This window comes from Streptomyces sp. NPDC020958, from assembly GCF_055562175.1.
In genome coordinates this window covers 124180-149610 of the sequence record NZ_JBVHFU010000008.1, presented here as the reverse complement: position 1 = coordinate 149610, position 25431 = coordinate 124180, and the positions used below count along the sequence as shown (strand labels likewise).

The following is a 25431-nucleotide window of genomic DNA, read 5'->3' as shown; positions in this document are numbered from 1 at the left end:
CGATGGCCCCGCTCCCGGGCCGGTGGGCGCCCCTGGGTTCCTGGAGCGCCCCCCCTGCGGGCACTTGCTGGACTGGAGCGGCCGGTGCGGGCCCGGCGCGCGCCTTCGCGCCCGTCGGTCCCTCCCCACCGCCGGCTGCCGCGCTCTGGCCGCCCGCGGCAGCCGGCGGTGCCGCAAGGGCCCGCAGACGGGGACATCCCCCCGCCCGGGCCCCTGCGGGCCGCCGGAGCCCTCGTGCGGCTCTCCGACGCCTACGCGGCCGCCCAGCGCCGGGACCTGGCTTTCTGGCGCCCAGCGGGCGCCACAGCTCGTCGACGGCGGCCTCTCCGCGCCCCTGGGGGCCGCCGTGGCGATCACCCTGCCGTTGGTCCGGGCACGCCGAAGGGCGGCCACCCGTGAGGGTGACCGCCCTTCGGTCCGACCACTACTGGTTGTACGGACCGTAGTCGTAGTCCTCCAGCGGAACGGCCTGGCCGGAGCCTGTGCCGAACGGCGAGTAGTCGATGTCGTCGTAGCCGACGGCCGAGTACATCGCGGCCTTCGCCTCCTCGGTCGGCTCCACCCGGATGTTGCGGTAGCGGGACAGACCCGTACCGGCCGGGATGAGCTTACCGATGATGACGTTCTCCTTGAGGCCGATGAGCGAGTCGGACTTGGCGTTGATCGCCGCGTCGGTGAGGACTCGCGTCGTCTCCTGGAAGGACGCCGCCGACAGCCAGGACTCCGTGGCCAGCGAGGCCTTGGTGATACCCATGAGCTGCGGACGACCGGAGGCCGGGTGACCGCCCTCCTGGACCACACGACGGTTCTCCTGCTCGAACTTCGAGCGCTCGACCAGCTCGCCGGGCAGCAGCTCGGCGTCGCCGGACTCGATGATCGTCACCCGGCGCAGCATCTGCCGGATGATGATCTCGATGTGCTTGTCGTGGATCGACACACCCTGCGAGTTGTAGACCTTCTGGACCTCGCCGACCAGGTGGACCTGGACGGCACGCTGGCCCAGGATGCGCAGCACGTCGTGCGGGTTGGTGGCACCCACGGTGAGCTTCTGGCCCACCTCGACGTGCTCGCCCTCGCTGACCAGGAGTCGGGCACGCTTCGAGATCGGGTACGCCGTCTCGTCGCTGCCGTCGTCCGGCGTGATGACGATCTTCTTGGTCTTCTCGGTCTCCTCGATCCGCACCCGGCCCTGGGCCTCGGAGATCGGGGCGACACCCTTCGGGGTACGGGCCTCGAAGAGCTCGACGACACGCGGCAGACCCTGGGTGATGTCGTCACCGGCCACACCACCGGTGTGGAAGGTACGCATCGTCAGCTGGGTACCGGGCTCACCGATGGACTGGGCGGCGATGATGCCGACCGCCTCACCGATGTCGACCAGCTTGCCGGTGGCCAGCGAGCGGCCGTAGCACATGGCGCAGGTGCCGACGGCGGACTCACAGGTCAGGACCGAGCGGGTCTTGACCTCCGAGACGCCACGGGCGACCAGCTCGTCGATGAGGACGTCACCGAGGTCGGTGTTGGCCGGGGCCAGCACCACGCCGTCGACGACGATGTCCTCGGCCAGCGCACGGGCGTACACGCTGGTCTCGACGTTCTCCGCCTTGCGCAGCACGCCGTCCGCGCCGACCTCCGCGATGTGCAGCTTGAGGCCGCGCTCGGTGCCGCAGTCCTCCTCGCGGATGATGACGTCCTGCGAGACGTCCACCAGACGACGGGTCAGGTAACCCGAGTCGGCGGTACGCAGGGCGGTGTCGGCGAGACCCTTACGGGCACCGTGCGTCGAGATGAAGTACTCGAGCACGGACAGGCCCTCACGGAACGAGGCCTTGATCGGACGCGGGATGGTCTCGTTCTTCGCGTTCGACACCAGACCACGCATACCGGCGATCTGCCGCATCTGCATCATGTTTCCTCGGGCACCCGAGTCAACCATCATGAAGATGGGGTTCGTCTTGGGGAAGTTCTCGTTCATCGCCTCGGCGACCTCGTTGGTCGCCTTGGTCCAGATCGCGATGAGCTCCTGAGTGCGCTCTTCCTTGGTGATCAGACCGCGCTCGTACTGCTTCTGGACCTTCTCGTCCTGCGCCTCGTAGCCGGCGACGATCGCCTTCTTCGCCTCGGGGACGACGACGTCGGAGATGGCCACGGTGACACCGGAGCGGGTGCCCCAGTAGAAGCCGGCCGCCTTCAGGTTGTCGAGCGTCGCCGCCACGATGACCTTGGGGTAGCGCTCGGCCAGGTCGTTGACGATCTCGCCGAGCTGCTTCTTGCCCACCGAGTAGTCGACGAACGGGTAGTCCTCGGGCAGCAGCTCGTTGAAGAGCGCGCGGCCCAGGGTGGTGCGCAGCCGGAAGGAGTCACCGATCTGGTACTCCGGCTCGCCCTCCTCGACGGCCGGCGGGGTCCAGCCGCGCGGCGGGATGGTGCCCACCGGGAAGCGGATGTCGATCGGCGACTGCAGCGCCAGCTCGCCCGCGTCGAACGCCATGGTCGCCTCGGCCGTGGAGCCGAACGCGCGGCCCTCGCCCTTGGTGTCGCGCAGCTCGCCGTCGGTGGTGAGGAAGAACAGACCGAGGACCATGTCCTGGGTCGGCATCGTCACCGGACGGCCGTCGGCGGGCTTGAGGATGTTGTTCGAGGACAGCATCAGGATGCGGGCCTCGGCCTGCGCCTCCGCGGACAGCGGCAGGTGCACGGCCATCTGGTCGCCGTCGAAGTCCGCGTTGAACGCGGTGCAGACGAGCGGGTGGATCTGGATGGCCTTGCCCTCGACCAGCTGCGGCTCGAAGGCCTGGATGCCGAGGCGGTGCAGGGTGGGCGCACGGTTCAGCAGCACCGGGTGTTCGGCGATGACCTCTTCGAGGACGTCGTACACGACGGTGCGGCCGCGCTCCACCATGCGCTTGGCGGACTTGATGTTCTGCGCGTGGTTCAGGTCGACCAGGCGCTTCATCACGAACGGCTTGAAGAGCTCCAGCGCCATGGCCTTGGGCAGACCGCACTGGTGCAGCTTCAGCTGCGGGCCGACGACGATGACGGAACGCGCCGAGTAGTCGACTCGCTTGCCGAGCAGGTTCTGACGGAAACGACCCTGCTTGCCCTTGAGCATGTCGCTCAGGGACTTCAGCGGGCGGTTGCCGGGACCGGTGACCGGGCGACCGCGACGACCGTTGTCGAAGAGGGCGTCGACGGCCTCCTGGAGCATGCGCTTCTCGTTGTTCACGATGATCTCGGGCGCACCGAGGTCGAGAAGGCGCTTCAGGCGGTTGTTGCGGTTGATGACACGGCGGTACAGGTCGTTCAGGTCGGAGGTCGCGAAGCGGCCACCGTCCAGCTGCACCATCGGGCGGAGGTCCGGCGGGATGACCGGCACGCAGTCCAGCACCATGCCCTTGGGGCTGTTGCTGGTCTGCAGGAACGCGGAGACGACCTTCAGGCGCTTGAGCGCACGGGTCTTCTTCTGGCCCTTGCCGGTACGGATGATCTCGCGGAGCTTCTCGGCCTCCTCGTCGAGGTCGAAGGACTCCAGGCGCTTCTGCAGCGCCGCGGCACCCATCGAGCCGTCGAAGTACGTGCCGAAGCGGTCACGCAGCTCGCGGTAGAGGAGCTCGTCGCCCTCCAGGTCCTGGACCTTGAGGTTCTTGAAGCGGGTCCAGACCTCGTCGAGGCGGTCGATCTCGCGCTGCGAACGGTCGCGCAGCTGCTTCATCTCACGCTCGGCACCCTCGCGCACCTTGCGGCGCACGTCGGCCTTGGCGCCCTCGGCCTCCAGCTCGGCCAGGTCGCTTTCCAGCTTCTTGGCGCGGGCCTCCAGGTCGGCGTCCCGGCGGTTCTCGATCTGCTGGCGCTCCACGGAGACGTGCGCCTCCAGGGAGGGCAGGTCGCGGGTGCGGCGCTCCTCGTCGACGTACGTGATCATGTACGCCGCGAAGTAGATGACCTTCTCGAGGTCCTTCGGCGCCAGGTCCAGCAGGTAGCCGAGGCGCGACGGGACACCCTTGAAGTACCAGATGTGCGTGACGGGCGCGGCAAGCTCGATGTGGCCCATCCGCTCACGGCGCACCTTGGCGCGGGTCACCTCGACGCCGCAGCGCTCACAGATGATGCCCTTGAAGCGGACACGCTTGTACTTGCCGCAGTAGCACTCCCAGTCCCGGGTGGGGCCGAAGATCTTCTCGCAGAAGAGCCCGTCCTTTTCCGGCTTGAGGGTGCGGTAGTTGATCGTCTCGGGCTTCTTGACCTCGCCGTGGCTCCACTGACGGATGTCGTCCGCGGTGGCCAGGCCGATCCGGAGCTCGTCGAAGAAGTTGACGTCGAGCACTATGCGTCAATCCCTCTCAGGGTTGTGAGTCTTTGGTCTGAAACGGGGGCCTGGGGGTCGGCGGGCCCTGAGCGATCAGGGCCCGCCGGACTCCCGTCAGACCTCTTCGACGCTGCTCGGCTCGCGCCGGGACAGGTCGATGCCGAGCTCCTCCGCCGCGCGGAAGACGTCCTCGTCGGTGTCACGCATCTCGATGGACATACCGTCGCTGGACAGCACCTCCACGTTCAGGCAGAGCGACTGCATCTCCTTGATGAGGACCTTGAAGGACTCGGGGATGCCGGGCTCGGGGATGTTCTCGCCCTTGACGATGGCCTCGTAGACCTTCACACGGCCGGTGACGTCGTCGGACTTGATGGTCAGCAGCTCCTGGAGGGCGTACGCGGCGCCGTAGGCCTCGAGGGCCCACACCTCCATCTCGCCGAACCGCTGGCCACCGAACTGGGCCTTACCACCCAGCGGCTGCTGGGTGATCATCGAGTACGGGCCGGTCGAACGGGCGTGCAGCTTGTCGTCGACCAGGTGGTGCAGCTTCAGGATGTACATGTAGCCGACCGAGATCGGGTCCGGGAACGGCTCACCGCTGCGGCCGTCGAACAGCCGCGCCTTGCCGGACGGGAGGACCAGTCGGTCGCCGTCGCGGTTCGGGATGGTGTGCTGCAGCAGACCCGCCAGCTCGTCCTCGCGGGCACCGTCGAAGACCGGGGTGGCGACGTTGGTGCGCGGGGCGACCTGGTCGGCGCCGATGGCCTGGAGACGCTGGGCCCACTCGTCGGCGAGACCGGAGACGTCCCAGCCGCGGCTGGCGAGCCAGCCGAGGTGGATCTCCAGGACCTGTCCCGGGTTCATTCGGGACGGGACGCCGAGCGGGTTGAGGATGATGTCGACCGGAGTTCCGTCCTCGAGGAACGGCATGTCCTCGATGGGGAGGATCTTCGAGATGACACCCTTGTTGCCGTGGCGGCCGGCGAGCTTGTCACCGTCGGTGATCTTGCGCTTCTGCGCGACGTAGACGCGGACCAGCTGGTTCACGCCCGGCGGCAGCTCGTCGCCCTCCTCGCGGTCGAAGACGCGCACGCCGATGACCTTGCCGGTCTCGCCGTGCGGCACCTTCAGCGAGGTGTCACGGACCTCACGGGCCTTCTCACCGAAGATCGCGCGCAGCAGGCGCTCCTCGGGGGTCAGCTCGGTCTCGCCCTTCGGGGTGACCTTGCCGACGAGGATGTCACCGGCGATGACCTCGGCGCCGATGCGGATGATGCCGCGCTCGTCGAGGTCGGCGAGGACCTCCTCGGAGACGTTCGGGATGTCCCGGGTGATCTCCTCGGGGCCGAGCTTGGTGTCACGGGCGTCGACCTCGTGCTCCTCGATGTGGATCGAGGAGAGGACGTCGTCCTGCACGAGGCGCTGCGACAGGATGATCGCGTCCTCGTAGTTGTGACCCTCCCACGGCATGAACGCCACGAGCAGGTTCTTGCCGAGGGCCATCTCGCCGTTCTGGGTGGCCGGACCGTCGGCCAGCACCTGGCCGGTGATGATGCGGTCGCCCTCGTTGACGATGACCTTCTGGTTGACCGAGGTGCCCTGGTTGGACCGGGAGAACTTGGCCAGGCGGTACGTGATGTACGTGCCGTCGTCGTTGGCGGTGGTGATGTAGTCCGCGGAGACCTCCTGGACCACACCGTCCTTCTCGGCCTTGACCACGTCACCGGCGTCGACCGCGGAGCGGTACTCCATGCCGGTGCCGACGAGCGGGGCCTCGCTCTTGATCAGCGGCACGGCCTGGCGCATCATGTTCGCGCCCATGAGGGCACGGTTGGCGTCGTCGTGCTCCAGGAAGGGGATCATGGCGGTCGCGACCGACACCATCTGGCGCGGCGAGACGTCCATGTAGTCCACGTCGTCACCGGCGACGTAGTCGACCTCGCCGCCACGGCGGCGGACGAGGACGCGGCCCTCGGCGAAGCGCAGGTCGTCGGTCAGGCCGGCGTTGGCCTGCGCGATGACGAAGCGGTCCTCCTCGTCGGCGGTCAGGTAGTCCACCTCGTCGGTGACCTGGCCGTCGACGACCTTGCGGTACGGGGTCTCGACGAAACCGAACGCGTTGACCCGGCCGTAGGAGGCGAGCGAGCCGATCAGGCCGATGTTCGGGCCTTCGGGGGTCTCGATCGGGCACATGCGGCCGTAGTGCGACGGGTGCACGTCACGGACCTCGAAGCCGGCCCGCTCACGGGAGAGACCACCCGGGCCGAGCGCCGACAGGCGCCGCTTGTGGGTGAGACCCGACAGCGGGTTGTTCTGGTCCATGAACTGGGACAGCTGGCTGGTGCCGAAGAACTCCTTGATGGAGGCGACGACCGGCCGGATGTTGATCAGGGTCTGGGGCGTGATCGCCTCGACGTCCTGGGTGGTCATGCGCTCACGGACGACGCGCTCCATACGGGCCAGACCGGTGCGGACCTGGTTCTGGATGAGCTCGCCGACGCTGCGCAGACGACGGTTGCCGAAGTGGTCGATGTCGTCGGTCTCGACGACGATCGTCTGGCCGTTGTCCGCGGCCGTCTCGGTCTCACCGGCGTGCAGCTTCACCAGGTACTTGATCGTCGAGATGACGTCCTCGACGGTCAGGACGCCCGCGTCGAGCGGAGCCTCCGCACCCAGCTTCTTGTTGACCTTGTAGCGGCCGACCTTGGCGAGGTCGTAGCGCTTGGGGTTGAAGTACAGGTTCTCCAGGAGCGTCTGCGCGGCCTCACGCGTGGGGGGCTCGCCCGGACGCAGCTTGCGGTAGATGTCGAGCAGCGCGTCGTCCTGGCCCTGGGTGTGGTCCTTCTCCAGGGTGGCGCGCATGGACTCGTACTCGCCGAACTCCTCGAGGATCTGCTCGGTGGTCCAGCCGAGAGCCTTGAGCAGCACGGTGACCGACTGCTTGCGCTTGCGGTCGATGCGGACACCGACCATGTCGCGCTTGTCGATCTCCATCTCCAGCCAGGCACCCCGGGACGGGATGATCTTGGCGGAGAAGATGTCCTTGTCGGACGTCTTGTCGATGGAGGAGTCGAAGTAGACACCGGGCGAACGGACCAGCTGCGACACCACGACACGCTCGGTGCCGTTGATGACGAAGGTGCCCTTGTTCGTCATGAGCGGGAAGTCGCCCATGAAGACCGTCTGGGACTTGATCTCACCGGTCTCGTTGTTGGTGAACTCGGCCGTGACGAAGAGCGGGGCGGCGTACGTGAAGTCGCGCTCCTTGCATTCGTCGATGCTGTTCTTCGGCGGCTCGAAGCGGTGGTCGCGGAACGTCAGCGACATCGACCCGGAGAAGTCCTCGATCGGGGAGATCTCCTCGAAGATCTCCTCCAGACCGGACTTGGTGGGGACGTCCTGACCGGACTCCAGAGCCTCCTCGACCCGACTCTGCCAGGCGGTGTTGCCGAGCAGCCAGTCGAAGCTCTCGGTCTGCAGCGCGAGCAGGTTGGGAACCTCGAGAGGCTCCTTGATCTTTGCAAAGGAGATGCGCAGCGGGGCGGTGCTGGCGCCGTTGTTCATATTCGCGTTCGAGGCAGTGCGCGAGGCGGCCAAGAGGGGGTCCTTCCGAGGGCTCGGACTCACTACGCGCTCCCCGGTCCCTTCCTGGACGCAGAGACAGAAACCCCAGTTCAGAGGGGATCGGTCGTCGGCGTTCGGGTGAGGGTAGACCCCTGGTGACGGGCAGGGGACAGCTAACAGGCAGCGCAAAGGGTCAGTGTAGCCACTTGGCACACTGATGTCCAGTCTCCATTTTCTGAGACCCTCTTCATCGTCAACGCCTGCGTCATGCCTGCCCTCAACGCACGTTGATACTGCCCTCTTCGTCGCCGATCCATGCCTCGGATTCGGACCGTTCTGGCGACGCGTCCTGAGAATTGCGCGCTGCGTGCGGTTCGTCAAGGCCCCGCTGCGCAAACCCGGCGCGCCGGAGACACGACGAAGATCACCATACCCCCCGCCGTGGCGGGCGCAAGGCAACCGCGGTCGGCCTCCCGGGAACGCCGAAGAGCGACCACCCAGATGGATGATCGCTCTTCGCGGTCTGTGCGTTACAGCCCCCGAGGGGGTGTTTCAGCACACAGAGGTCCCTACGACCTCGGAGGTGTTACTTGACCTCGACGGAGGCGCCGGCGGCCTTGAGGGACTCGGCGGCCTTGTCCGCGGCCTCCTTGGCGACCTTCTCGAGGACGGGCTTCGGGGCGCCGTCCACCAGGTCCTTGGCCTCCTTCAGGCCGAGCGAGGTCAGCTCACGCACGACCTTGATGACCTGGATCTTCTTGTCGCCGGCGCCGGTGAGGATGACGTCGAACTCGTCCTGCTCCTCGGCGGCCTCGGCCGGGGCGGCCGGACCGGCCGGACCCGCGACGGCAACCGCGGCGGCGGCGGTGACGTCGAACTTCTCCTCGAACGCCTTCACGAACTCGGAGAGCTGGATGAGGGTCATGCCCTCGAACTCGGCGAGCAGTTCGTCCTGGGTGAGAGCCACGATGGCTTTCCTTCCACTAATTCGGCTGGTGCCGGATGTACATGTCTGGCGGGCGTACGTTCGGCCCGCTACGACCGCCGCTTCGGGCGAGCCGCCGTGCGGCGGCCTGCTTCAGGCGGCGGTCATGATGCGAGCCGAGTTACTCGGCACCGCCCTGCTCGTCCTGCTTGGCGCGAAGCGCGTCCACGGTGCGGACGAGCTTCGACGGGAGCGCCTGGAAGACCTGAGCAGCCTGCGTCTGCTTGCCCTTCAGGGCGCCCGCCAGCTTGGCGAGCAGAACCTCGCGGGACTCGAGGTCCGCAAGCTTCTTGATCTCGTCGGCGGACAGCGCCTTGCCGTCAAGGACACCGCCCTTGATGACGAGGTTCGGGTTGTCCTTGGCGAAGTCACGAAGACCCTTAGCCGACTCCACCGGGTCACCGGTGACGAAGGCGACCGCCGTCGGACCGTTGAACAGGTCGTCGAGCGTCGTGATCCCGGCCTCGTTGGCCGCAATCTTGGTCAGCGTGTTCTTCACCACGGCGTACTGGGCGTTCTCACCGAGCGAGCGGCGCAGGTTCTTGAGCTGCGCCACGGTGAGACCCCGGTACTCGGTCAGCACGGCGGCGTTCGAGCTGCGGAACTGCTCCGTCAGCTCGGCTACCGCGGCAGCCTTGTCGGGCCTTGCCATAGAGCGTCGGCCTCCTTCCGGGTGATGAGGACCGCTCAGAAGGGGCTGGGAAAACGAAACGCCCCGGCGCAGGCGCACGGGGCTTAGCTCGACCGGGCACACACACGCGAGCGTGTGTTCCGGGAGCATTTCCACAGTCACCTGCGCGGGTCGTCCGCGGTTCAGCGGATCCTTCGGCCACCGCAAGCTCTGACGAGCACACGGCAACGACCAGCGGTCTTTGGCTTCTGTAGGAGCGTACGGGATCGGTGCAGTGTCAAGCAAATCGCCTTCTACGACCGCGTGAGTGCGCCCGCTGGGTACGAGCGCGTTCAGGAGGTCGGCTCGCCGACCCCCTGCTTCTTCAGGAGGGTCCCGAAGTCCTCGGTGTCGCCGGACGGGGGCTGCTCCGCGCTGACCTTCACTCCGTAGTCGCCGTAGTAGGCGGTCTGGTTCAGCGCGCCGCTCGCCGTGTCGGCCTTTTCGGTCTTCTTGACCAGGAGGCCCTTGGCGTCGATCCAGAGGTCGACGGTCTCGGCGGTGACCCCGGCCCGGGTGAGCTGTCCGCGCAGGCCGCTGCCGGCGACCAGGTCGGAGACGCGCACCGTGCCCGAGTAGTGAGTGGTGGCGGTGCCGGCGACCTTCTCCTCACCGACCCTGTGCGCGTCGGCGGAGGCGAGCAGCAGCCGTACCGGCCGGTTGGGCGTGGTGTTGCGCATGACGTCCGTCAGCATCGCGCCGGAGCCGCCGCCCAGGGTGGCGAGATAGTCGTACGTGTACTTGATCCAGTGTCTGCCGCCGAGCTGCCGGGCGAACCGCTCGCCGACCTTGGCGTAGTAGGCGTCCCTGAGGTAGCGGGTCTCCAGGGAGCCGGAGTCGAGGCCGCGCATCAGATCGGCCGTGCTGCCGCCGGTGTAGGTGATGGTGAGGGTGCCGGTGGTTCCGTCGGTCCAGCCGAGGGCGCCCTCGGCCCTGGTGGACATCAGGGTGCCCAGGGCGGTGGTGGAGCGGACCCGGGCGGAGCCGGCCCGGCGTGTGGCGCGTTCGGCGGCGCGCAGGGCGGCGGTCGGGCGGGCCTGGGGGGCGGCCGTGTTCCTGGCGCCCTTCGCGGGCGTGTCCGACGGGGAGGTGCAGGCGGCCGACCCGGTCAGCACGGTCGCCACCATGATCGCCAGGGCCGCCCGGCGCCCACCCCTGCTGGTCATCCCGCCCCACCCCCGATACGAGTCCCGCACCGCCGACGCTAACCCAGCCCACCGACACCGCGCCGAAAGTCGCCGAAGCACCCCCACAGGGGCGACCCACCGGGGTGACCCACGAAGCGGCCCGCCGAGTCCCCGGGCACCAAGCCGACGGAGGGCGAGGAGCGGGTTCGTGACGCAGCAGGACGGGCCCCGCAACCCTTTCGGATTGCGGGGCCCGTCCTGTTGGCTGCGCGTCCCTGACGCGGCTGCCGGACCGAGCGCGGGGCTCAGACGGCGGCCGGGTCCTCCTCGACGAGGAGGTTGCGGGTGCGGTTCGGGTCGACCGGGATGCCGGGGCCCATGGTGGTGCTGACCGCGGCCTTCTTGATGTAGCGACCCTTGGCGGCGGACGGCTTCAGACGGAGGATCTCCTCCAGCGCGGCGCCGTAGTTCTCCACCAGCTTGTCGTCCTCGAAGGACGTCTTGCCGATGATGAAGTGCAGGTTCGAGTGCTTGTCGACGCGGAACTCGATCTTGCCGCCCTTGATGTCGGTCACCGCCTTGGCGGTGTCCGGGGTGACCGTGCCGGTCTTCGGGTTCGGCATCAGACCACGCGGGCCGAGGACGCGGCCGAGACGGCCGACCTTGCCCATGAGGTCCGGGGTGGCGACGACGGCGTCGAAGTCCAGACGCCCCTTCGCCACCTCGTCGATCAGCTCGTCGGCGCCGACGATGTCGGCGCCCGCGGCACGCGCGGCCTCGGCACGGTCACCGGTCGCGAAGACCAGGACCCGGGCGGTCTTGCCGGTGCCGTGCGGGAGGTTCACGGTGCCACGGACCATCTGGTCGGCCTTGCGCGGGTCGACACCCAGGCGGAAGGCGACCTCGACGGTGCCGTCGAACTTGGTCGTGGAGGTCTCCTTGGCGAGACGGACGGCCTCGAGCGGGGCGTACAGCTTCGCCCGGTCGATCTTCTCGTCCGCAGCGCGAAGGGCCTTGCTGCGCTTGCTCACAACTGCTCCTGTTTGTTCTTGGAAGGAGTCGTGGTGTACGGGCCGAGCAGGCCCTACCACGGTGGTTCTACGAAGGTGGGGATCAGCCCTCGACCGTGATGCCCATGGAGCGGGCGGTGCCGGCGATGATCTTCGACGCGGCGTCCAGGTCGTTGGCGTTCAGGTCGGGAAGCTTGGTCTGCGCGATCTCGCGGACCTGCTCCTGGGTGATCTTGGCGACCTTGGTCTTGTGGGGCTCGCCGGAGCCCTTCTCGACACCAGCGGCCTTGAGGATCATCTTCGCGGCCGGCGGGGTCTTGGTGACGAAGGTGAACGAACGGTCCTCGTAGACCGTGATCTCCACCGGGATGACCCAGCCACGCTGCGACTCGGTCGCGGCGTTGTAGGCCTTGCAGAACTCCATGATGTTGACGCCGTGCTGGCCGAGCGCAGGACCGACCGGCGGGGCCGGGTTCGCCGCACCGGCGTTGATCTGGAGCTTGATGAGCCCCGTGACCTTCTTCTTCTTGGGAGGCATAGCTCTCCGGGTCCTTTCATTTCGGGTCCTGCCCACATCCGGGGACCACCCGGTTGCAGGCATACCGCACAACGATAACGGGTATAGATGCGCGGCCAAAAACCGAGCAGGTCAGGCACGTGCCTGACCTGCTCGGAAGCTTTACGTCCGTGAGGAGCTAGTTCTTCTGGATCTGGTCGAACGACAGCTCCACCGGCGTCTCGCGCCCGAAGATCTCCACCAGGCCCTTGACCTTCTTGGAGTCGGGGTTGATCTCGTTGATGGTGGCCTGGAGGGTGGCGAACGGGCCGTCCGTGACGGTGACCGAGTCGCCCACCTCGAAGTCCAGCACCTGGACCTCGACCTTGCGCTGCGGCGCCGGCTTGCCCTCGGCCTCGGCGGCCTCGCGGGCCGCCTTCTCCTCGGCCTCGGGAGCGAGCATCTTGACGATCTCGTCCAGGGTCAGCGGGTACGGGTCGTAGGCGTTGCCGACGAAGCCGGTGACACCGGGGGTGTTGCGGACGACGCCCCAGGACTCGTTGGTCAGGTCCATGCGGACGAGGACGTAACCGGGCAGCTTGTTCTGCTTGATCGTCTTGCGGTCGCCGTTCTTGATCTGGACGACCTCCTCCTGCGGCACCTCGGCCTGGAAGATGTAGTCCTCGACGTTCAGCGAGACGGCGCGCTGCTCCAGGTTGGTCTTCACGCGGTTCTCGTAGCCGGCGTAGGTGTGGATGACGTACCACTCGCCGGGGAGCGTGCGCAGCTCCTCGCGCAGGGCGGCGACGGGGTCGACCGGCTCGGCAGGCTCTTCCTCGACCTCTTCGAGCTCGTCGGCGGCCTCTTCGGCGTCGCCGTCCGTCTCGTCGGCCTCGTCCGCTTCCTCGTCCTCGACGTGGACCGCGGCCTCCTCGGCCGGCTCCCCCAGTGCGGCCTCGGCAGCCTCGAACTCGTCCTGCTCGTCCGCGCCCTCGACGATGTCCAGCTCGTCGTCGACGGTCTCGGCGGGCTCGACGGCGTCGTTCAGGTTCGGGTCAGACACGATGGCTGCTTCTTCCTGGATACATAGGGGTGGAACATGCGAAAACGGGCGCCGCTACCACGGCGCCCTTCGCTCTGTGCTCAGCCGAAGACGTACTTGGCAGCGTGGTTGAGTCCATAGTCAATCACGGTCACCAGAGCGATCATGATGGCGACGAAGAAGATCACCACGGTGGTGTACGACGTCAACTGGTTGCGAGTCGGCCAGACGACCTTGCGGAGCTCCGCGATGATCTGGCGGTAGAAGGTGGCGAGGCGCTTCAGCGGGCCCTTCTTGGCACGCTTGCCGCCCTTGCGGGCCTTCTTCTTGGACTCGGGCACCTCATCGGCATCAGGAGTGTCGATGGAGCCCACGGCGTCCGTCATTCGTCCTCACCTGATCCCGGGTCGTGGCCGTGCCGCGCCCGGTTCCAGAGCCGCACGGCGGTGCAATGCTTGTACGTACATGCGCACACATCCTGGCGGTGTGTGTAGCAGGGCCGGAGGGACTTGAACCCCCAACCGCCGGTTTTGGAGACCGGTGCTCTACCAATTGAGCTACGACCCTTTGGTGTCCCCCAACGTACCGCATCCGGACGGGTGCTCGGTGTGTGCACCGTCTCGGGCGCGGCTGCTGAAGGCCAACGAGGTGAGAGTGTACGTGCTCCGTGGCGCCGCGTCGAACAGAAAGCGCCAGTCCGGGGCAGTGGTACCGAAGATCGTCCTGGCCGGGGGGCGGATCCGCACGCTTGTTCATGGTTCGGCCCGAAGCTGTTCAGTCTGTGAAACCGGCGTGCCGGGCAGGTTTCCGGTCTGAAACGATGGGTCCATGAGCGCTGCAACCCCTCCCACCGAGCGCCGGGTCTCCGCCCGAGTCGGCGCGATCTCCGAGTCCGCCACCCTCGCCGTGGACGCCAAGGCCAAGGCCCTGAAGGCCGCCGGGCGCCCGGTGATCGGCTTCGGCGCCGGTGAGCCCGACTTCCCGACCCCGGACTACATCGTCGACGCCGCGATCGAGGCCTGCAAGAACCCGAAGTACCACCGGTACACCCCGGCCGGCGGTCTGCCCGAGCTGAAGGCCGCCATCGCCGCGAAGACGCTGCGCGACTCCGGCTACGAGGTCGACGCCTCCCAGGTCCTGGTCACCAACGGCGGCAAGCAGGCCATCTACGAGGCCTTCGCCGCGATCCTCGACCCGGGTGACGAGGTCATCGTGCCCGCCCCGTACTGGACGACGTACCCGGAGTCCATCCGTCTCGCCGGCGGTGTCCCGGTGGAGGTCGTCGCCGACGAGACCACCGGCTACCGGGTCACCGTCGAGCAGCTGGAGGCGGCGCGCACCGAGAAGACGAAGGTCGTGCTGTTCGTCTCCCCGTCGAACCCGACCGGCGCGGTCTACAGCGCGGCCGAGACCGAGGCGATCGGCCGCTGGGCCGTGGAGCACGGCCTGTGGGTCCTCACCGACGAGATCTACGAGCACCTGGTCTACGGCGACGCGAAGTTCACCTCGCTGCCCGCGGTCCTGCCCGAGCTGCGCGACAAGTGCATCGTCGTCAACGGTGTCGCCAAGACGTACGCCATGACCGGCTGGCGGGTCGGCTGGGTCATCGGCCCCAAGGACGTCGTCAAGGCGGCCACGAACCTCCAGTCGCACGCCACCTCGAACGTGTCCAACGTGGCGCAGGTCGCCGCCCTGGCCGCCGTCTCCGGCGACCTGGACGCGGTCGAGAAGATGCGCGAGGCCTTCGACCGGCGCCGCAGGACGATCGTCCGCATGCTCAACGAGATCGACGGCGTCCTGTGCCCGGAGCCCGAGGGCGCCTTCTACGTGTACCCGTCGGTCAAGGCGCTGCTCGGCAAGGAGATCCGCGGCCGGCGTCCGGCCTCCTCGGTGGAGCTGGCCGAGCTGATCCTGGAGGAGGCCGAGGTCGCGGTCGTACCGGGCGAGGCCTTCGGCACGCCCGGCTACCTGCGGCTGTCGTACGCGCTCGGTGACGAGGACCTCGCCGAGGGCGTGAGCCGGATGCAGAAGCTGCTGGCCGAGGCGAGGGACTGACGTCCTTTCGCGCTGCACGCGCGCGTGCGGGCCGTCTCTCACCGGGGAGGCGGCCCGTTCTCGTGTGCGAGCAAGGCCACTAAAGGGCAATCGGCTACCGGTACGGCGGGTGCGTACGGCAGGATCCTGGAATGGAGCACGTACGTGATGTCTCTGAGCTGCCCAAGGCTCACCTGCATCTGCACTTCACCGGTTCGATGCGGCCGGGCACCGTCCTGGAACTGGCCGACAAGTACGGCGTACGCCTCCCAGAGGCGCTCACCGATGCTCTGAACAGCGGCGAACCTCCGCGACTGCGGGCCACCGACGAACGCGGCTGGTTCCGCTTCCAGCGGCTGTACGACGCCGCGCGCTCCTGCCTCAGAGAGCCCGACGACATCCGGCGACTCGTGCGGGAGGCCGCCGAGGAGGACCTGCGGGACGGCTCGGGCTGGCTGGAGATCCAGGTGGACCCGACGTCGTACGCCCCGCGCCTGGGCGGTCTCATCCCGGCCCTGGAGATCATCCTGGACGCGGTGGAGACGACGTCCCGGGAGACCGGTCTCGGCATGCGCGTCCTGGTCGCCGCGAACCGTATGAAGCACCCCTTGGACGCGCGCACGCTCGCCCGCCTCGCGGTGCGGTACGCGGACCGCGGCGTGGTCGGCTTCGGTCTCTCGAACGACGAGCGGCGGGGCATGGCCCGGGACTTCGACCGGGCGTTCCACATCGCACGCGAGGGCGGTCTGCTGGCGGCCCCGCACGGCGGCGAGCTGACGGGCCCCGCGTCGGTCCGGGACTGCCTGGACGACCTGCACGCCTCCCGCATCGGGCACGGGGTGCGGGCGGCGGAGGACTCGCGGCTGCTCAAGCGCCTGGCGGACCGGCAGATCACCTGCGAGGTGTGCCCGGCCTCCAACGTGGCCCTGGGCGTCTACGAGAAACCCGAGGACGTCCCGCTGCGGACCCTCTTCGAGGCAGGGGTCCCGATGGCCCTGGGCGCGGACGACCCGCTGCTGTTCGGCTCCCGGCTGGCGGCCCAGTACGACATCGCGCGCGTGCACCACGGTTTCACGGACGCGGAGCTGGCGGAGCTGGCCCGCCAGTCGGTGCGGGGCTCGGCGGCGCCCGAGGCCACGAAGGCGGAGCTGCTGACGGGCATCGACGCCTGGCTGACCGCCCCGCTGCCCTGATCCCGCAGCATGCTTCAGGCCGCCGCCATTCCGGACCCTCAGGACGCCCTCTGGACGCGGGAACAGGCTTCTAGAGGCTGACGCCGACCGTCACCGGCTCGTTGACGAGGGTCACACCGAAGGCCTGGTGAACGCCCGCGACGACCTCCCGCGCCAGCTCCAGCAGATCCTCGGTCGTCGCACCGCCGCGGTTGGTCAGCGCCAGCGTGTGCTTGGTGGAGATCCGGGCCGCTCCGCGGCCGTATCCCTTGCCGAACCCCGCCTTGTCGATCAGCCAAGCCGCCGAGGTCTTGGTGCGTCCGTCGCCCGCCGGGTAGGCCGGCGGCTCGGCCCCGTCGCCCAGCCGCTCCCGCACGCGCGCGTGGAAGTCGGCGAACTGCGTGTCCGTGAGGATCGGGTTGGTGAAGAAGGACCCGGCGGACCAGGTGTCGTGGTCCTCGGGGTCCAGCACCATGCCCTTCCCCGCCCGCAGCTTCAGCACGGTCTCCTGGGCCTCGGCCAGCGGCACCCGGTCCCCCGGCTCCACGCCGAGCGCCCGCGCGGCCTCGGCGTACCGCACGGGCGCCGAGAGTCCGTCCGCGTCCTCCAGCACGAAACGGACGCGCAGCACCACGTACCGCTCGGGGTCGTCCTTGAACCGGCTGTGCCGGTAGGAGAACGCGCATTCCTCGTTGGTGAGCGTCACGGTCTCACCGGCCAGGCGGTCGTACGCGACGACCTCGGTGATGGTCGAGGACACCTCCTGCCCGTACGCACCCACGTTCTGGATCGGTGTGGCGCCCGCGGAGCCCGGGATCCCGGCGAGGCACTCGACGCCGGCCAGTCGGGCCTCGACGGTGCGGGCGACCGCGTCCGTCCACACCTCGCCGGCCGCCAGCTCCATCGTCGTACCGCGCAGTTCGAAGCCGGTGGTGGCAATGCGCAGGGCCGTGCCGTCGAAGCCCTTGTCGCCGATGACCAGGTTCGATCCGCCGCCGATGACGAGCAGCGGGGTCCCGGTGTCGTCGGCGGCGCGGACGGCGGCGATCACCTCGGCGTCGGTGACCGCGGTGACCAGCCGGGTGGCGGGGCCGCCGAGCCGGAAGGTGGTGAGGGGGGCGAGGGGGGCGTCGTGGAGTTCCTGCACGGGCCCAAGACTACGAGACGCCGCTGACAGCCCCCCTTCCCGATCCGCACGCGCGCGTGGCGGCCCCTGCCCCCGGCCCGCGGCGCCAGCGCGGCCGCCGTCACCGCCCCCGGCCGCGCGGCTCCGCGCCGGCCGGGGATCAGCAGTGCGGCGACCCCGGCGAGGGCGACCGCCGCCGAGCCGGTCACCAGGGCGGGCCGCAGGCCGTCCACGAAGTCCTGCGCGCCGGCGTAGCCGCCCTGTGCGGAGAAGATCGACGACATGACCGCGACACCGAGCGCGCCGCCGACCTCGCGGAGCGCGTTGTTGGCGCCGGAGGCGATGCCCTGTTCCTGCGGACGTACGGCGGACATCACCAGGTTGGCGGCCGGGGCGAAGTACAGGCCCATGCCGATCCCGCTGATGACGAGGCCGGGCAGCTGGCTCCCGTAGGAGGCGTGCGCGGTGACCACGGCGGCCAGGTAGCCGAGGCCTGCGGCCTGGAAGAAGAGCCCGGCGGCGACGACCGGACGGCCTCCGATCCGGTCGGAGAGGATGCCGGCGACGGGCGCGACGATCATCGGCATGCCCGTCCAGGGCAGCATCCTGAGACCGGCCTCGGTGGGCGAGTAGCCGAGCACACCCTGCATGTACTGGCTCAGCAGGAAGATCGATCCGAACATCCCGAGGAACATCAGCAGGCTGGCCGCGTTGATCCCGGAGAAGGCGCGGGACCGGAAGAGCCGCATCGGCAGCATGGGGTTTCCGGCGCGGCTGCCGTAGAGCACGAACCCGGCGAGCAGCGCGGGCCCGGCGAACAGGCCGGTGAGCACGAGGGGGCTGGTCCAGCCGTCGGCGGGGCCGCGTACCAGGCCGTAGACGATCCCGAAGAGACCGCCGCTGGCGAGCAGGGTGCCGGGTATGTCGAGCGGGGCTCCGGTGCCGTACGACTCGGCGAGTCGGAGGCGGGCGAACGGCAGTACCGCGACACCGAGCGGGACGTTCAGCCAGAAGATCCAATGCCAGGACACGTGTTCGGTGAGGCTGCCGCCGATGAGCGGCCCTGAGGCGACCGCGAGCCCGTTGACGGCCCCCCAGATGCCGTACGCCATGCCGCGCCTGGCCTCGGGGACGGCGGCCGTCAGCAGGGTCAGGGTGAGCGGCATCATGATGGCCGCGCCGACACCCTGGACCGCACGGGCGGCGATCAGGGCGTCGATGCCGGGCGCCAGGGCCGCGGCGGCGGAGGCGCCGGTGAAGACGGTGAGGCCGACGAGGAAGAGCCGGCGCCGGCCGAAGCGGTCTCCGAGGGCGGCGCCGAACATGAGCAGGACGGCGAAGGTGAGCGTGTAGGCGCTCACGGTCCATTCGAGGTCGTCCAGGGCTCCGCCGAGGTCCTTGCGGATGGAGGGCAGGGCGGTGGTGACGACGAGGTTGTCGAGGGACGCCATGAATCCGGCGACACCGGTGATGACGAGTGCCCATGCGGCGCCACCGCGAGGCGCGGTCTTTCGTCCGGTCTGCTGAGCGGTCCGCTGTGCTGTCTCTTGTGACATCGCTCCCCCAGGGCTGGCCTGTGACAATGGATTAGTTATTGATCACTAAGTTTTTGGCACAGGAAAAACACCGGAGGGCACGCATGAACCGCCCCTCCGCCGTCACTGCGCCTCTCCGAACGTCCGACCCCCCGGGGCGTCCTGGTACATCCCCTGCCAGACCCGGTGCTCGGGCGGAAATCCCATGGCCGTGTAGGTGTTGATGAGCATCCCCTTGGCGAGGAAGGCGGTGGTGCGCTCGAGGTCGGCTCCGGAGAGCAGGTGCACCGTCTCCCAGAGCCGCGTCCAGCCGGCCCGTACGAGCTCACCGAACTCGTGCTCGCCCTCCGCCTCCGCGGCCGCGAGGGTGATGTACGTCTGCATCTGCATCTGGAGCAGCTCCGGCCGCTCCTGGATCAGCCGCACGTACGCCTCACCCATGGCGTCCAGGGCTTCCTGCCCCTCCAGCCCTTCGGCGGCCTTCTCGAAGAGCTCGCGCATCTCGTCGATGCAGAGCAGTGAGGCGGCACCGAAGATCGCCTTCTTGCCCGGGAAGAGCCGGAAGAGGTACGGCTGCGAGACGCCGACCCGCTTGGCGATCGCCTCGGTGGAGGTGCCGTAGTAGCCCCTCTGCGAGAACTCGGCGATCGCCGCGCGGATGACGCTCACGCGTCGCTCCTCAGCACTCATCCTGACCATGCGATGAAGTTAGTGCTCAATCACTAACTTCGTCAAGGGGAGGCCCAGGGCTGTCGACCGGAACCCGCGGTGACCCTGTCGGCATGCTCACCGACGTCACACTGTGCCGACGTCACACTGTGTAAGGAGCGCCCGCAAGGGAGAGCGCTCCTTACCCGCACCGCGGGCACCGCTGTCGCTTCGGACGGCCGGCTCTCAGCCGAGTCGCACGACCGCCCGCGACATGCCCAGCACCTTCTGCCCGGCGCTCGTCGCCGTCAGGTCGACGCGCACCGTGTTGTCGTCCAGCTTGGCCGCGACCTTGCCGCTGACCTCGATCAGGGCGCCCTGGTCGTCGTTCGGGACGACGACGGGCTTGGTGAAACGGACGCCGTAGTCCACGACCGCGCCGGGGTCACCGGTCCAGTCGGTGACCACGCGGATCGCCTCGGCCATGGTGAACATGCCGTGCGCGATGACGTCCGGCAGCCCGACCTCCTTGGCGAACTTCTCGTTCCAGTGGATGGGGTTGAAGTCCCCGGAGGCGCCCGCGTAGCGCACCAGGGTGGCGCGGGTCACGGGAAAAATCTGCGTCGGCAGTTCGGTGCCGACCTCGACGTCCTCGTACGCGATCTTCGCCGTCATCGGATCCTCACGCCTCGCCTTCTGCCGCGTCCGCCGCGCGGGCCACCAGCTTGGTGAGCGCGCTCACCACGAGCTCGCCCGTCTCGTCGTGGACGTCTCCGCGGATGTCGATGATGTCGTTGCCCGCGAGCGACTTCACGGCCTCGATGGTCGAGGTGACGCTCAGCCGGTCACCGGCGCGCACCGGGCGCCGGTAGGCGAACTTCTGGTCGCCGTGCACGACCCGGCTGTAGTCCAGGCCGAGCTGCGGGTCCTCGACGACCTGTCCGGCCGCCCGGAAAGTGATCGAGAAGACAAAAGTCGGCGGGGCGATCACATCGGAATAGCCGAGCGCCTTGGCGGCTTCCGGGTCCGTGTACACGGGGTTGGTGTCGCCCACCGCCTCGGCGAACTCACGGATCTTCTCCCGGCCCACCTCGTAGGGCTCGGTGGGCGGGTAGGTCCGTCCCACGAAGGACTGGTCGAGCGCCATTGGCCCGGCACCTCCTGATGTCTGCTGTGCTGCCCCACAAACTAGCGGGAAAGCCGGCTGCCGAAACGCCGTGAGGCCGCCCCCGAACCGGGGACGGCCTCACGAACGAGCCTGTAGTTATCGCGTTTCGCGGTGCGCGGTGTGCGCGTTGCAACGCGGGCAGTGCTTCTTCATCTCAAGACGGTCCGGGTTGTTACGCCGGTTCTTCTTGGTGATGTAGTTCCGCTCCTTGCACTCCACGCAGGCCAGCGTGATCTTCGGGCGGACGTCGGTGGCAGCCACGTGAGTGCTCCTAAGACGAACGGATGGACTTGATTCAACGCAAGAAAGAGTAGCCGATCGAAGGACCGACCCCGCAATCGGCTACTGTCAGTAGCGGTGACCGGACTTGAACCGGTGACACAGCGATTATGAGCCGCTTGCTCTACCGACTGAGCTACACCGCTTTGATGAGATCGGCCCCGCCTTGCGGCGGGACCTCTCACACCAGAGCCCCAATACGGAATCGAACCGTAGACCTTCTCCTTACCATGGAGACGCTCTGCCGACTGAGCTATTGGGGCGAGCGATGAAGACATTACACGCTCGGCCGCCGTTCACCCAAATCCGTTTCCCGCCGCCCTTCCCGGCCCGTCGCGCACGGCTCCCCGCCGCCTCCCGGCAGCCCCTCAGGCCCCTTCCGGCGCTCCCCACGCGCGCGTGCCCGGCCCGTTCCTCGCAGGTCCGACGGCTCCGGTACGACTATTGCGCTCCTCCCGGCCCCGCGCCCTCCGTCAGCCTAGGCTCGACTCACTCTGCGTGATCTTGAGTCCCCCGCCTGGACCGACCTCCATGGAGCGCGATGCCCGACAGCCAGCCGCAGCCGCCCTCGTCGTCCAACTCCTCGGGTTCCTCGGGCCACTCCGACCCGGCCGCGCTCCTCCTGTGCGGCGCGCGGCTCACCGACGGCCGGACCGTGGACGTACGGCTGGGCGGCGGGCGCATCGAGGCGGTCGGCACGGCCGGCAGCCTCGCGTCGGGCCTCGCCCGCGCGGGCGGCGCGCGCGTGGATCTCAGCGGCTACCTCCTCCTCCCGGCCCCGGCCGAACCGCACGCCCACGCGGACACCGCGCTCTCCGCCGAGCACGACGGCCCCGTCACGTATGAGCCCGAGGACGTCCAGCGCCGCGCCACAGAAGCGGCTCTGCTGCAGCTCGGGCACGGTGCGACGGCGGTGCGCGCGCACGTACGGGTGGGCGACGTGCAGGGGCTGGGCGCCCTGGCCGCGGTCCTCCAGGCACGCCGCTCGCTGCGCGGGCTCGCCGAGCTCACGGCCGTCGCGATGCCGCGCGTGCTGACCGGGGTCGCGGGCGCCGACGGGCTCGCGATGCTGCGGGACGCCGCGAAGATGGGGGCGTCCGTGATGGGCGGCTGCCCCGACCTCGACCCCGACCCCACGGGCTATGTGGAGGCCGTACTGGAGGTGGCCTCCGAGCACGGCTGTCCGGTCGACCTGCACACCGACGCGACAGATCCGGCCCGGCTGGCCAGGCTCGCGGCGATGGCGGGCGGTATGCGCCCCGGCGTGACCCTAGGCCCGTGCGCCGGGCTCACGCGCCTGCCCGCCGAGGCGGCGGCCCGGGTCGCCGACCAACTCGCCGCGGCGGGCGTCACGGTGGTGTGCCTGCCCCAGGGCGGCTGCGGTTCCGTCGACCGGCGCGGTACCGCTCCGCTACGGCTGCTGCGCGCGGCCGGGGTACGGGTCGCCGCCGGCAGCGGCGCCCTGCGCGACCTCTCGAACCCCGTCGGACGCGGCGATCCCCTCGAAGCGGCCTACCTCCTGGCCTCCCGCCACGGTCTGCGTCCGGAGGACGCCTACGACGCCGTGAGCGCGTCCGCCCGCGCGGCCCTCGGCCTCCCCGAGGTCCGCGTCGAGGCCGGCTTTCCCGCCGAGCTTCTCGCCGTACGCGGCGACCACCTGGCGGGCGCGCTCTCCCTCGCCTACAGCCGGATCGTGGTGCACCGGGGGCGCGTGGTGGCACGCACGAGCGCGGTGCGCGAGTACTGCAACTCGGCGGTGGCCGCGGAGCTGGGACTGCCGCGGCAGGGGCGGGGAGAGTTGTCCTGAGGGGGCGCGTGCTGAGAGGGCGCGAGCTGAAGAAGCCGCGCTGAGGGGCTCGTGCCCGCGCCCCCGCCCACACACCGAGGCCCACGCCTGTTCCGCGTCTTCCTGCCGTCCCGGCCCCGGAATCCCTCCGCGCCACCCGAGCGGCCCGGCCCTCGGAGCGTGCCGCGTGCCCATCTCCCGCGCCCGCGCCGTACGCCACCACCCCACCTCGCACGAAGCGCGCCCGGCGCGTGCGTGGGCGGGAGCGAGGGCAGGAGCCCTCGGCGACTGGGCGACTGAGCGGCTGCGCGGGCGCGCGGCGCCGCGGAGAGGCACGCGCGCAGGAGCGGGTTCGGGCCCCCTGGGAGCTGCCGCGGATGGCGCCTCCGTAAGTCCACGCGTACGAGTGGGGCGCATGAAGTCGTGCGGCGGATGCGGGGCTTCGGGCGTACGGTCGGAAACATGCGCATTGTCATCGCTGGTGGTCATGGTCAGATCGCGTTGCGGCTGGAGCGGCTGCTCTCCGCGCGTGGGGACGAGGTCGCGGGGATCATCCGGAAGGCCGAGCAGGGCGACGAACTGCGGGCGGCCGGCGCCGAACCGGTGCTGCTCGACCTGGAGTCGGCGTCGGTGGAGGAGGTCGCGGCGCATCTGGAAGGGGCGGACGCCGCGGTGTTCGCGGCCGGAGCGGGTCCCGGTAGTGGCACGGCCCGCAAGGAGACGGTGGACAAGGACGCGGCGGTGTTGTTCGCGGACGCGGCCGTGCGCGCGGGCGTACGCCGGTTCGTGATCGTCTCTTCGATGGGCGCGGATCCGCAGCACAAGGGCGACGACGTCTTCGACGTGTACCTGCGGGCCAAGGGTGCGGCCGACGCCCATGTCACCCGGCAGGACGCCCTGGACTGGACCGTCCTGCGCCCCGGTGCCCTGACGGACGAGCCGGGCACGGGCCTGGTGCGTCTGGAGGCGCACACGGGCCGGGGTTCGGTCCCGCGCGACGATGTGGCCGCCGTACTGGCGGAGTTGGTGGACACCTCGGCGACGGCCGGGCTGACCCTGGAGCTGATCGGCGGGTCGGTGCCGGTCGCGGTGGCCGTGAAGTCGGTGGCCGGGAACTGACCTCGCAGCCCGCCCGTTCGTGATGTTGAGGGCTGCCGCTCGGAGTGTTCAGAACAGCGGCAGCTGTCCCGGGAAGTCCGGCACTGTGTAACCGTCCAACGAAGGCTGGACCGCCCCGAGTTGAGCCTGCCGCCGCGAGCCGGTGCAGGAGATCAGGTCGCCGGTTCCGCGCGCCCCGGGCGGGTCGTGCCGTGCGAAGCGACCCGCGACGACGGCGATTTCGCGGTGGCACACCGGACAGGTTCTGCGACGGAAGGACATGTGTTCAGTGTGCCCCGGCGCGCGGCACCCGTATCGGGGCTGCGGGGCTCGCCGGGGTGACGCGCCCTCACCTGCGCCCGTCCGGCACCGGCACGACCGAGCGCAGGTGTGGAAGATGTCACGCCGTTCCTCGACACCACCCACGTCATACGAAAAGACCCCTTCTGATCTGCGTTTCCGCAGTCCAGAAGGGGTCTTCCCCGAAGTGGCGGCGCCAGGATTCGAACCTGGGAAGGCTGAGCCGGCAGATTTACAGTCTGCTCCCTTTGGCCGCTCGGGCACACCGCCGGGGTTTGCCGCCGGGTCGAACCGCTTTTCGGCGGTGCTCCCTGGCAACGACGTAAACAATACCCGATCCCGAGGGGTGCTCCGCCACTCGATTGATCGGCGCCCAGGGGACGCGGGGTGGCTAGGCTGGTGCGGATGCGCCCCGGTCTCCGCGCCGGGCCCTACGGCCGCCGCGACGCGCCGGACCGCATCCCGATACCCCCGATACAAGGAGCCACAGGACATGGCCGACTCCAGTTTCGACATCGTCTCGAAGGTCGAGCGGCAGGAGGTCGACAACGCCCTCAACCAGGCCGCCAAGGAGGTCTCGCAGCGCTACGACTTCAAGGGCGTGGACGCCTCGATCTCCTGGTCCGGCGAGAAGATCCTGATGCAGGCGAACTCCGAGGAGCGGGTCAAGGCGATCCTCGACGTCTTCCAGTCGAAGCTGATCAAGCGTGGCATCTCGCTGAAGGCGCTGGACGCGGGCGAGCCGCAGCTCTCCGGCAAGGAGTACAAGATCTTCGCGTCGATCGAGGAGGGCATCTCCCAGGAGAACGCCAAGAAGGTCGCGAAGATCATCCGTGATGAGGGCCCCAAGGGCGTGAAGGCCCAGGTTCAGGGTGACGAGCTGCGCGTCAGCTCGAAGAGCCGGGACGACCTCCAGGCCGTGATCGCGCTCCTGAAGGGCCAGGACTTCGACTTCGCCCTTCAGTTCGTGAACTACCGGTAGACACGACCGGCCGGGGCGTGGGGGGGGGGGGGGGGGGCCGGGGGGGCCCCCCCCCCCCCCCCCCCCCGGGGGGGCCCGGGGCGGGGGGGGGGGGGGGGCC

The 25431-nt window shown here is 69.2% G+C and carries 21 protein-coding genes and 4 tRNA genes; 5 read left to right on the top strand and 20 right to left on the bottom strand.

Translation table 11 applies throughout. The annotated features are described in order from the left end of the window. Nucleotides 1-424: 424 nt before the first annotated feature. From ACZ3KP_RS23750 to ACZ3KP_RS23705, 10 genes are all read right to left on the bottom strand, one after another. Nucleotides 425-4324 carry a DNA-directed RNA polymerase subunit beta' gene (locus ACZ3KP_RS23750; protein ID WP_358983556.1) on the bottom strand — a complete coding sequence of 1300 codons (3900 nt, stop codon included), beginning with the start codon at nt 4322-4324 and terminating at the stop codon, nt 425-427. Between the two features lie 96 nt (nt 4325-4420). Continuing rightward, nucleotides 4421-7906, bottom strand: coding sequence for a DNA-directed RNA polymerase subunit beta (rpoB, locus tag ACZ3KP_RS23745; protein ID WP_358983554.1), 3486 nt, complete (start codon nt 7904-7906; stop codon nt 4421-4423). Between the two features lie 553 nt (nt 7907-8459). Beyond that, a complete protein-coding gene (gene rplL, locus ACZ3KP_RS23740; RefSeq protein WP_358983595.1) occupies nt 8460-8843 on the bottom strand; it encodes a 50S ribosomal protein L7/L12 in 384 nt (127 codons plus the stop codon). A 136-nt stretch (nt 8844-8979) separates the two neighbouring features. After that, nucleotides 8980-9510, bottom strand: coding sequence for a 50S ribosomal protein L10 (rplJ, locus tag ACZ3KP_RS23735; RefSeq protein WP_132890220.1), 531 nt, complete (start codon nt 9508-9510; stop codon nt 8980-8982). Nucleotides 9511-9821: 311 nt separating this feature from the next. Continuing rightward, nucleotides 9822-10694: an SCO4651 family lipoprotein gene (locus ACZ3KP_RS23730; RefSeq protein WP_467501634.1), complete on the bottom strand. Its 873-nt coding sequence runs from the start codon at nt 10692-10694 to the stop codon at nt 9822-9824. A 266-nt stretch (nt 10695-10960) separates the two neighbouring features. After that, nucleotides 10961-11686 (bottom strand): 50S ribosomal protein L1, encoded by a 726-nt coding sequence (gene rplA, locus ACZ3KP_RS23725; RefSeq protein WP_132890222.1) that lies wholly within the window; start codon nt 11684-11686, stop codon nt 10961-10963. A gap of 82 nt (nt 11687-11768) precedes the next feature. Beyond that, entirely contained in the window at nt 11769-12203 is a 435-nt protein-coding gene (gene rplK / locus ACZ3KP_RS23720) for a 50S ribosomal protein L11 (protein WP_132857189.1), read from the bottom strand. A gap of 157 nt (nt 12204-12360) precedes the next feature. After that, the gene (gene nusG / locus ACZ3KP_RS23715; RefSeq protein WP_467501633.1) at nt 12361-13224 is read right to left on the bottom strand and encodes a transcription termination/antitermination protein NusG; all 864 of its coding nucleotides are present in this window, start codon (nt 13222-13224) and stop codon (nt 12361-12363) included. 80 nt (nt 13225-13304) lie between these two features. Further along, nucleotides 13305-13589 (bottom strand): preprotein translocase subunit SecE, encoded by a 285-nt coding sequence (gene secE / locus ACZ3KP_RS23710; RefSeq protein ID WP_132890224.1) that lies wholly within the window; start codon nt 13587-13589, stop codon nt 13305-13307. A gap of 108 nt (nt 13590-13697) precedes the next feature. Then, nucleotides 13698-13770 (bottom strand) — tRNA-Trp (locus tag ACZ3KP_RS23705). Between the two features lie 261 nt (nt 13771-14031). On the opposite strand from ACZ3KP_RS23705, the gene ACZ3KP_RS23700 reads away from it, so the two are divergent. Together ACZ3KP_RS23700 and ACZ3KP_RS23695 are read left to right on the top strand one after the other, a co-directional pair. After that, nucleotides 14032-15258: a pyridoxal phosphate-dependent aminotransferase gene (locus tag ACZ3KP_RS23700; RefSeq protein ID WP_467501632.1), complete on the top strand. Its 1227-nt coding sequence runs from the start codon at nt 14032-14034 to the stop codon at nt 15256-15258. Nucleotides 15259-15389: 131 nt separating this feature from the next. Next, nucleotides 15390-16430, top strand: a complete 1041-nt coding sequence (locus ACZ3KP_RS23695; RefSeq protein ID WP_467501631.1) for an adenosine deaminase — start codon at nt 15390-15392, stop codon at nt 16428-16430. Nucleotides 16431-16500: 70 nt separating this feature from the next. On the opposite strand, the gene ACZ3KP_RS23690 is transcribed toward ACZ3KP_RS23695, so the two are convergent. From ACZ3KP_RS23690 to ACZ3KP_RS23655, 8 genes are all read right to left on the bottom strand, one after another. Continuing rightward, nucleotides 16501-17556, bottom strand: coding sequence for a UDP-N-acetylmuramate dehydrogenase (locus ACZ3KP_RS23690; protein WP_467501630.1), 1056 nt, complete (start codon nt 17554-17556; stop codon nt 16501-16503). Beyond that, the gene (locus ACZ3KP_RS23685) at nt 17457-19091 is read right to left on the bottom strand and encodes an MFS transporter (RefSeq protein ID WP_467501629.1); all 1635 of its coding nucleotides are present in this window, start codon (nt 19089-19091) and stop codon (nt 17457-17459) included. Before ACZ3KP_RS23685 ends, ACZ3KP_RS23690 begins: the two co-directional genes overlap by 100 nt. A 102-nt stretch (nt 19092-19193) precedes the next feature. Next, nucleotides 19194-19769: a TetR/AcrR family transcriptional regulator gene (locus ACZ3KP_RS23680; RefSeq protein ID WP_467501628.1), complete on the bottom strand. Its 576-nt coding sequence runs from the start codon at nt 19767-19769 to the stop codon at nt 19194-19196. Nucleotides 19770-19964: 195 nt separating this feature from the next. Continuing rightward, the gene (locus tag ACZ3KP_RS23675; RefSeq protein WP_366890250.1) at nt 19965-20393 is read right to left on the bottom strand and encodes a MaoC family dehydratase; all 429 of its coding nucleotides are present in this window, start codon (nt 20391-20393) and stop codon (nt 19965-19967) included. A 7-nt stretch (nt 20394-20400) separates the two neighbouring features. Beyond that, on the bottom strand, nt 20401-20865 hold the full coding sequence (locus ACZ3KP_RS23670) for a MaoC family dehydratase N-terminal domain-containing protein (protein WP_358983536.1): 465 nt from the start codon (nt 20863-20865) through the stop codon (nt 20401-20403). Between the two features lie 117 nt (nt 20866-20982). Continuing rightward, nucleotides 20983-21147: a 50S ribosomal protein L33 gene (rpmG, locus tag ACZ3KP_RS23665; RefSeq protein ID WP_003948671.1), complete on the bottom strand. Its 165-nt coding sequence runs from the start codon at nt 21145-21147 to the stop codon at nt 20983-20985. A 91-nt stretch (nt 21148-21238) separates the two neighbouring features. Next, a tRNA-Met gene (locus ACZ3KP_RS23660) sits at nt 21239-21311 on the bottom strand. A gap of 44 nt (nt 21312-21355) precedes the next feature. Then, nucleotides 21356-21428, bottom strand: a tRNA-Thr gene (locus ACZ3KP_RS23655). Between the two features lie 278 nt (nt 21429-21706). On the opposite strand from ACZ3KP_RS23655, the gene ACZ3KP_RS23650 reads away from it, so the two are divergent. Continuing rightward, entirely contained in the window at nt 21707-22972 is a 1266-nt protein-coding gene (locus ACZ3KP_RS23650; protein ID WP_360562979.1) for an amidohydrolase family protein, read from the top strand. 441 nt (nt 22973-23413) lie between these two features. Next, nucleotides 23414-24070, top strand: a complete 657-nt coding sequence (locus ACZ3KP_RS23645) for an SDR family oxidoreductase (RefSeq protein WP_358983532.1) — start codon at nt 23414-23416, stop codon at nt 24068-24070. A 48-nt stretch (nt 24071-24118) separates the two neighbouring features. Here the strand turns inward: ACZ3KP_RS23645 and ACZ3KP_RS23640 are convergent, their stop codons facing one another. Further along, nucleotides 24119-24331, bottom strand: coding sequence for a hypothetical protein (locus tag ACZ3KP_RS23640; RefSeq protein WP_467501627.1), 213 nt, complete (start codon nt 24329-24331; stop codon nt 24119-24121). 206 nt (nt 24332-24537) lie between these two features. Continuing rightward, nucleotides 24538-24619, bottom strand: a tRNA-Tyr gene (locus ACZ3KP_RS23635). A 223-nt stretch (nt 24620-24842) separates the two neighbouring features. Between ACZ3KP_RS23635 and ACZ3KP_RS23630 the strand changes: the two genes are divergently transcribed. Continuing rightward, entirely contained in the window at nt 24843-25331 is a 489-nt protein-coding gene (locus tag ACZ3KP_RS23630) for a YajQ family cyclic di-GMP-binding protein (RefSeq protein WP_132890235.1), read from the top strand. Nucleotides 25332-25431: the final 100 nt, after the last annotated feature.

What these genes read in the sequence shown, in the direction of transcription:
- ACZ3KP_RS23650 (WP_360562979.1), top strand. Translation starts at nt 21,707, where the DNA reads ATGCCCGACAGCCAGCCGCAGCCGCCCTCGTCGTCCAACTCCTCGGGT.
- ACZ3KP_RS23680 (WP_467501628.1), bottom strand. Translation starts at nt 19,769, where the DNA reads ATGGTCAGGATGAGTGCTGAGGAGCGACGCGTGAGCGTCATCCGCGCG.
- ACZ3KP_RS23630 (WP_132890235.1), top strand. Translation starts at nt 24,843, where the DNA reads ATGGCCGACTCCAGTTTCGACATCGTCTCGAAGGTCGAGCGGCAGGAG.
- ACZ3KP_RS23685 (WP_467501629.1), bottom strand. Translation starts at nt 19,091, where the DNA reads ATGTCACAAGAGACAGCACAGCGGACCGCTCAGCAGACCGGACGAAAG.
- rplJ (WP_132890220.1), bottom strand. Translation starts at nt 9,510, where the DNA reads ATGGCAAGGCCCGACAAGGCTGCCGCGGTAGCCGAGCTGACGGAGCAG.
- ACZ3KP_RS23640 (WP_467501627.1), bottom strand. Translation starts at nt 24,331, where the DNA reads ATGTCCTTCCGTCGCAGAACCTGTCCGGTGTGCCACCGCGAAATCGCC.
- ACZ3KP_RS23700 (WP_467501632.1), top strand. Translation starts at nt 14,032, where the DNA reads ATGAGCGCTGCAACCCCTCCCACCGAGCGCCGGGTCTCCGCCCGAGTC.
- ACZ3KP_RS23730 (WP_467501634.1), bottom strand. Translation starts at nt 10,694, where the DNA reads ATGACCAGCAGGGGTGGGCGCCGGGCGGCCCTGGCGATCATGGTGGCG.
- secE (WP_132890224.1), bottom strand. Translation starts at nt 13,589, where the DNA reads ATGACGGACGCCGTGGGCTCCATCGACACTCCTGATGCCGATGAGGTG.
- ACZ3KP_RS23675 (WP_366890250.1), bottom strand. Translation starts at nt 20,393, where the DNA reads ATGACGGCGAAGATCGCGTACGAGGACGTCGAGGTCGGCACCGAACTG.
- ACZ3KP_RS23670 (WP_358983536.1), bottom strand. Translation starts at nt 20,865, where the DNA reads ATGGCGCTCGACCAGTCCTTCGTGGGACGGACCTACCCGCCCACCGAG.
- rplK (WP_132857189.1), bottom strand. Translation starts at nt 12,203, where the DNA reads ATGCCTCCCAAGAAGAAGAAGGTCACGGGGCTCATCAAGCTCCAGATC.
- ACZ3KP_RS23695 (WP_467501631.1), top strand. Translation starts at nt 15,390, where the DNA reads ATGGAGCACGTACGTGATGTCTCTGAGCTGCCCAAGGCTCACCTGCAT.
- ACZ3KP_RS23645 (WP_358983532.1), top strand. Translation starts at nt 23,414, where the DNA reads ATGCGCATTGTCATCGCTGGTGGTCATGGTCAGATCGCGTTGCGGCTG.